At 72.9% G+C, this 7,124-nt stretch carries 4 protein-coding genes; 3 read left to right on the top strand and 1 reads right to left on the bottom strand.

Annotated elements, in window-relative coordinates:
• The 3 genes from QC282_RS31770 to glgB form a co-directional block, all read left to right on the top strand.
• Positions 1 to 278: alpha-glucosidase C-terminal domain-containing protein (locus QC282_RS31770; protein ID WP_279553060.1), on the top strand; the 278-nt coding region annotated here is incomplete at its 5' end.
• A 126-nt stretch (positions 279 to 404) separates the two neighbouring features.
• Positions 405 to 1,808 (top strand): maltokinase, encoded by a 1,404-nt coding sequence (locus QC282_RS31765; RefSeq protein ID WP_279553059.1) that lies wholly within the window; start codon positions 405 to 407, stop codon positions 1,806 to 1,808.
• Between the two features lie 22 nt (positions 1,809 to 1,830).
• Entirely contained in the window at positions 1,831 to 4,341 is a 2,511-nt protein-coding gene (gene glgB / locus QC282_RS31760; protein ID WP_279553058.1) for a 1,4-alpha-glucan branching enzyme, read from the top strand.
• 31 nt (positions 4,342 to 4,372) lie between these two features.
• Here glgB and QC282_RS31755 read toward each other — a convergent pair whose 3' ends face one another.
• Positions 4,373 to 6,676 (bottom strand): AAA family ATPase, encoded by a 2,304-nt coding sequence (locus QC282_RS31755; protein WP_279553061.1) that lies wholly within the window; start codon positions 6,674 to 6,676, stop codon positions 4,373 to 4,375.
• Positions 6,677 to 7,124: the final 448 nt, after the last annotated feature.

Genomic DNA, 7,124 nt, shown 5'->3' with positions numbered 1-7,124 from the left:
ACCCCGCCTTCGGCCTCGGCTCCTACACCGAACTCCCCTCCTCCAACCCCGCCGTCCTCGCCTTCCTGCGCGAATACGAGGACGACCTCGTGCTGTGCGTGCACAACTTCTCCCGCTTCGCACAGCCCACGGAGCTCGACCTCAGCAGGTTCCACGGGCGGCACCCGGTGGAGCTGTTCGGCGGCGTGCGTTTCCCGGCCGTCGGTGACCTGCCGTACCTGCTCACGCTCGGTGGTCACGGCTTCTACTGGTTCCGGCTGCGCAGCGAGACCGCGTAGGGCCCGCCATAGCACAGGAACCCGCACGGCACCATCTCGGACCCGGGCGGGGCGAAGCGTTTCTCCCGCTCCGCCCGGGGCACGCATCAGTAACACCCCGACCACCCGGGGAAAGGACGCGACGCCATGTCGGAAGCCGTCACACGTTCCGTCACCACCCCGCCCGGCCTCCTTGCGTCACTGGACCCCCTGCTGCGGGAGTGGCTGCCGCGGCAGCGCTGGTTCGCGGGCAAGGGACGGCCGGTCAGCGGGTTCACGCTGGTCGCGGCGACCGAGCTGCTGCCGGCCGGTTCCCGGCTCGGCCTGTACCACCTGCTGGTCCGCGCCCACCAGCCGCTCGTACCGGCGCACGGCTCCCCCGGCCTGCCGGGCGACTGCTACCAGCTCCTGATAGGCGTGCGCGAGGCGCTGCCGCCCCGGCTGGCGCCCGCGCTGATCGGACACGTCACCGAGGGACCGCTGACCGGACGCACGGTCTACGACGCCCTCCACGACACCCGGCCCGCCGAACTGCTCCTGGAGGCCCTGCGCACCCGGGCACGCATCGGCGGGCTTCGTTTCGAGCGCGACCCGGACACGGAGATACGGCCCGGTCTGGTGCCGCGCCTGATGACCGCCGAGCAGTCGAACTCCTCGGTCGTCTACGGCGACACGCTCATCCTGAAACTGCTGCGCCGTATCGTGCCCGGCATCAACCCCGACCTCGAACTGCCCCTGGCGCTGGCCCGGCACGGCAATCCCCGGGTGCCCGCCCCTGCGGCGTGGATGGTCGCGGACCTGGGCGACGAGCCGTACGTCCTCGGTGTCCTCCAGCCGTTCGTGCAGGGTGCCGCCGACGGCTGGGAGCTGGCGCTGCGCCTGCTGGCCAAGGGCGAGGACTTCACGGCGGGCGCCCGCGAGCTGGGGCGCGCGACGGCCGAGGTGCACACGGCGCTCGCCGACGCCCTGCCGACCGCCACCCTGGGGCACAGCCAGATCGAGGCGCTGGTCGACGGCATGGTCCACCGCCTGGAGGACGCCGTCCAGGCGGTGCCCACGCTGCGCCCCTACGCGGCGGGGCTGCACTCGGCGTACGAGGCGCTGGGCGACCTGGCCGCCGAGGGCCGCACCTGGACCGCGCAGCGCATACACGGCGATCTCCACCTCGGGCAGTGCCTGCGCTCGCCGTCGGGCCAGTGGTGGCTGATCGACTTCGAGGGCGAGCCGGCGAAGCCGCTGGCCGAGCGGCGCATGCCGCAGCCGACGGAGCGCGACATCGCGGGCATGCTGCGGTCCTTCGACTACGCCGCGCAGTCGGCCGACCCGCCGGCCCCCGGCTGGGCCCGCACGTGCCGGGCCGCGTACTGCACCGGGTACGCGGACGTCGCGGGCCGCGACCCGCGCACCGATCCCGTGCTGCTGCGGGCCTACGAGACGGACAAGGCGGTCTACGAGGTCGTCTACGAGGCCCGGCACCGCCCCGACTGGCTGCCGGTGCCGCTGTCCGCGATACGCCGGCTGGCCACACCCGACGGCACTGACCTGACGTGACTTCGCCGAGGAGGCTCCGCCCGTGACCCCCCGACCCCCGTCCAGCGGTTCGGACCCGAAGAAGACGGCCGAGCAGACGAACGCCGCGAAGGCCGCGAAGGCCGCCGCGAAGAAGACGGCGGCGAAGAAGACGGCCGTGAAGAAAGCGGCCGTGAAGAAGACGGCGGCGAAACAGGCCGCCGCCGAGAAGACCACCGTGAAGAAGGCCGCGGCCAAGAAAACCGTGGCCGAGAAGGCCGCGACCAAGAAGACTGACGGCAAGAAGACTGTCGGCAAGAAGACGGCGGCCAAGAAGACCGCCACAGCGAAAGCCGTGGTGCCCGGGCCGGAGACGGACGTCGTCCTCTCCCCCGCCGTCACGGCCGCCGACCGCGACCGGCTGCTCGCCGGCACCCATCACGCCCCGCACTCCGTGCTCGGCGCCCACCCGCTGCCCGGTGGCGGTGTCGCCGTGCGTGCCTTCCGGCCGTACGCGTCGGCGGTGACCGTCGTCGCCGGCAAGACGCGGGCCGAGCTGCGCGACGACGGGGACGGCTTCTTCTCGGGGCTGCTCCCGCTGCGGGACGTGCCCGAGTACCGGCTGCTGGTGACGTACGACGGGACGGTGCACGACACCGAGGACGCCTACCGCTTCCTGCCCACCCTCGGCGAGCTCGACCTGCACCTGATCGGCGAGGGCCGCCACGAGCAGCTGTGGACGGTGCTCGGCGCGCACCCCATGACCCACCAGGGCGTGTCGGGCACCCGTTTCTCGGTGTGGGCGCCGAACGCGCGGGGCGTGCGCGTGGCCGGCACCTTCAACTTCTGGGACGGCGCCGGGTACCCGATGCGCTCGCTGGGCGGGACCGGCGTGTGGGAGCTGTTCGTGCCCGGCGTCGGCGAGGGCGAGCTGTACAAGTTCGACATCACCCGGCCCGACGGCTCGCACACGCTGCGCGCCGACCCGATGGCGCGCCGCACGGAGGAGCCGCCCGCGACGGCGTCGATCGTGACGTCGTCCGCCTACGAGTGGGGCGACGCCGAGTGGATGGCGCGCCGCGCGGACACGCCCGCGCACGAGGCGCCGATGTCGGTGTACGAGCTGCATCTCGCGTCCTGGCGACCGGGGCTGACCTACCGTCAACTGGCCGAGCAGCTGCCCGCGTACGTCGGGGACCTGGGCTTCACACACGTCGAGCTGATGCCGGTCGCCGAGCATCCCTTCGGCGGCTCGTGGGGCTACCAGGTCACCGGCTTCTACGCGCCGACGGCCCGGCTCGGCACGCCCGACGACTTCCGGTACCTGGTCGACTCGCTGCACCGGGCCGGCATCGGGGTGCTGATGGACTGGGTGCCCGCGCACTTCCCGCGCGACGAGTGGGCGCTCGCCGAGTTCGACGGGCGTCCGCTGTACGAGCACTCGGACCCGCTGCGGGCGGCCCACCCCGACTGGGGCACGCTGGAGTTCGACTTCGGCCGGCGCGAGGTGCGCAACTTCCTGGTGGCCAACGCCCTTTACTGGTGCGAGGAGTTCCACATCGACGGGCTGCGCGTGGACGCGGTCGCCTCGATGCTGTACCTGGACTACTCGCGCGAGCCGGGCCAGTGGACGCCGAACGAGCACGGCGGCCGGGAGAACCTGGACGCGGTGGCGTTCCTCCAGGAGATGAACGCGACGGTGTACCGGCGGGTGCCGGGCGTGGTGACGATCGCGGAGGAGTCGACGGCCTGGGACGGCGTCACGCGGGCCACGCACCACGAGGGACCGAGCGGCTTCGGCGGGCTCGGCTTCGGGCTGAAGTGGAACATGGGCTGGATGCACGACTCCCTGGAGTACATGGCCAAGGAGCCCGTGCACCGCAAGTTCCACCACCACGAGATGACGTTCTCGATGGTGTACGCGTACAGCGAGAACTACGTGCTGCCGATATCGCACGACGAGGTGGTGCACGGCAAGCGGTCGCTGGTGTCGAAGATGCCGGGCGACTGGTGGCAGCAGCGCGCCAACCACCGCGCCTACCTGGGCTACATGTGGGCCCACCCCGGCAAGCAACTGCTGTTCATGGGCCAGGAGTTCGCGCAGGGCGCGGAGTGGTCCGAGGCGCACGGCCCGGACTGGTGGCTCCTCGACCCGCACTACGGGGCGGAGGCGGACCACCGGGGCGTGCGGGACCTGGTCCGCGACCTCAACGCCGGGTACCGGCAGGCCCCGGCGCTGTGGCAGTGCGACACGCTGCCGTCCGGCTTCGAGTGGGTGGTCGGGGACGCGGCCGACGACAACGTCTTCGCGTTCCTGCGGTACGACGCCGAGGGCACGCCACTGCTGGTGGTGTCCCACTTCGCGGCGGTGGCCCGGCCGGACTACCGGATCGGCGTCCCGGACGACGCCCCGGCCTGGCACGAGGTCCTCAGCACCGACGCGGAACGGTACGGCGGCAGCGGCGTCACCAACCCCGACCCCGTCAAGCCGGAGCCGCAGGGGTGGCACGGCCGCCCGGCGAGCATCCGCCTGACGCTGCCACCCCTGTCGACCCTCTGGCTGCGGCCGGCCTAGGCCGGGTCCGCCCCGTGCCTGCCCGGCGGGATCACGCGGCGGACGGGCCGCCCTCGCCGGCGTCCCGCGCCGCCGCCTCGGCGAGCCCCGCCGGCAGCTCGCCGGTGTGCAGCACGCCGAGCCGCTGTGTGGCCCGGGTCAGGGCCACGTACAGGTCGCTCGTGCCGTAGCGGCCGGGCTCGACCACCAGGACCGAGTCGAACTCCAGGCCCTTGGCCTGGCGCGGGTCGAGCAGCACGACCGGGTGCGTCAGGTCGGGCTCGGCGCCGGCCGTCACGCCGTCCAGCCGGGCGGCCAGGCGGCGGTGCAGGTCGCGCGGGGCGACGACCGCGAGACGCCCCTCGTCGGGGGTGAGCTCCGCGACGGCCCCGGCGACCGCGCCGGGCAGGTCGTCGGTGGCGCGGATCCAGGGCCGTACCCCCGTGGAGCGCACCGAGCTGGGCGGCTCGAAGCCGGGGTGTTCGGCCCGTACGACCGCCGCCGCGAGGTCCATGATCTCGGCGGGCGTGCGGTAGTTGACGGCGAGGCGGGTGTGCTCCCAGCGGTCCTCGACGTACGGCTGGAGGATCCTGTCCCAGGACCCGACGCCGGCGGCCTCGGCGGTCTGCGCCGGGTCGCCGACCAGCGTCATGGAGCGGGTCGGGCTGCGCCGCATCAGCAGCCGCCACGCCATCGGGGACAGCTCCTGCGCCTCGTCCACGATGATGTGCCCGAACGCCCAGTTGCGGTCGCCCGCGGCGCGTTCGGCGGCGCTGCGGCGGTCGTCCTCCTCGTGGCGTTCGGCGAACCGCTCGGCGTCGATGATGTCGTGCGCGGACAGCACCTCCGACTCCTCGTCGTCCTTGTCCTCGAACTCGTAGGTGCGCGAGGCGTACGAGACGTCGAGCACGCCCTGCGCGTAGGCGACCTGCGTCCGCCGCTCCCGCTCGGCGCGCTCCCGTGCCAGGCGGTCGTCCTCGCCGAGGAGTTCGGCGGCCTCGTCCAGCAGCGGCACGTCCGCGACGGTCCACTGCCGGGTCACCGGGCGGCGGACGGCGGCGGCGTCCTCGGCGGACAGGAACTCCTCGGGTGCGGCGAGGAAGTCGGCGACGAGGCGCTGCGGGGTCAGCCGGGGCCACAACTGGTCGACGGCCGACCAGACTTCGGGGTTCTCGGCGAGGTCGTCGCGGATCTGCGTGATGTCGCTGGCGTCCAGCAGGCTGGTGCCGTCGAACGGGTCGGTGCCGATGCGCTCGGCGTACAGGTCGGTGAGCGTGTTGAGGATGTGGCCCTCGAAGTACTCGCGCGCCGCGTTGTGCGGCAGCTTGGCGGCGCGGGTGCGATCGCGGGCGACGCCCACCAGGCCGTCGTCCAGCATCAGGACCTCGCGCTCGTGCTCGACGGTGATGACCGGGTCGGGCAGTGCCTGCCGGCTCCGGACGACCTCGGCGAGGACGTCGGCCATGTCGGCGCGGCCCTTCACGGCGGCAGCCTCGGGCGTGTCCGTGGCCGTCGCCCTCACACCGGGGAACAGTTCGCCGACCGTGGCGAGCAGTACGCCGGTCTCGCCCAGGGAGGGCAGTACCTCGCCGATGTAGCCGAGGAACGCGGGGTTCGGGCCGACGATCAGCACGGCCCGCTTGGCCAGCAGCTCCCGGTGCTCGTACAGCAGGTAGGCGGCGCGGTGCAGGGCGACGGCGGTCTTGCCGGTGCCGGGGCCGCCCTCGACGACCAGCACGCCGCGGTGCGGTGCGCGGATGATGCGGTCCTGGTCGGCCTGGATGGTCCGCACGATGTCGCCCATGCGGCCGGTGCGGGCGGAGCTGAGGGCGGCGAGCAGCACGGCGTCGCCGGTCGGGTCCTCGTGTCCGGTGCGGGTGTCGTCGCCGAGGTCGAGGATCTCGTCGTGCAGGTCGGTGACCCGGCGCCCGTCGGTGGAGATGTGCCGCCGGCGCCTGAGGCCCATCGGGGTGTGCCCGGTGGCCAGGTAGAAGGGGCGGGCGACGGCGGCGCGCCAGTCGATGAGGACGGGCGTGCGTTCGGCGTCGTCGGCGCGCAGCCCGATGCGGCCGATGTGGTGGGTGACGCCGGAGGTGAGGTCGATGCGGCCGAAGCACAGGGAGCCGTCCACCGCGTTCAGCGCGGCGAGCAGCCCGGAACGCTCGGCGACGAGGATGTCCCGTTCCAGCCTGGCCTGCATGGGGGTGCCGCCCTGCGCGAGCGCGTCCGTGACGGAGGTCTCGGTGTCGCCGCGCAGCGCGTCCACGCGCGCGTAGAGCCCGTCGATGAATTCCTGCTCGTGCCGCAATTCATCGTCCGGAAATTCGGTGTTTGACAATTCCGCTCCCGCCCGGATATACTCTGCTCAGTGAACTTATTCGCGACCACTTTCCCGTGAAGTCGCGAATCATTGAATATACGCAAAGAAATCCCCCGAGCGCAATTTGCTCGGGGGATTTCTTCGTGCCGGGCCGCGTGTCCGTACCCTGTCCGACCAGGGGTTACAGCACGTCGGCCCGCTCCTCCGGCGGCCGTCCGCGTCGTGGTCCCGGCCCGTGCGGCCGGCTCGCCATTCGCATGCCGGCGAACGTAATCCCTGACGCCGGGATGAAGAGGCAACGGCGGCGGGCCGTACGTCTCGGCACCGGCCCGGTCGAGCCGGTCACCGCTTCCGGGCGGCCGGGTGACGGGGGGTCCCGGCCGCCCGGAGCGGATCGGCACCGGTACCGGCCGTGCGGAGGGGGAGTCCGGCCGGTACCGGTGCCGCGGGGCGGACCGGTGCGGACCCCCGGTTCAGGCGCGGG

The organism is Streptomyces sp. DH24 (assembly GCF_029813775.1).
In the GTDB taxonomy this organism is placed as follows: domain Bacteria; phylum Actinomycetota; class Actinomycetes; order Streptomycetales; family Streptomycetaceae; genus Streptomyces.
This window is presented reverse-complemented; position numbering and strand designations above follow the sequence as displayed.

Coding starts and splice junctions, on each gene's coding strand:
- QC282_RS31765 (WP_279553059.1), top strand. CDS start 405: ATGTCGGAAGCCGTCACACGTTCCGTCACCACCCCGCCCGGCCTCCTT.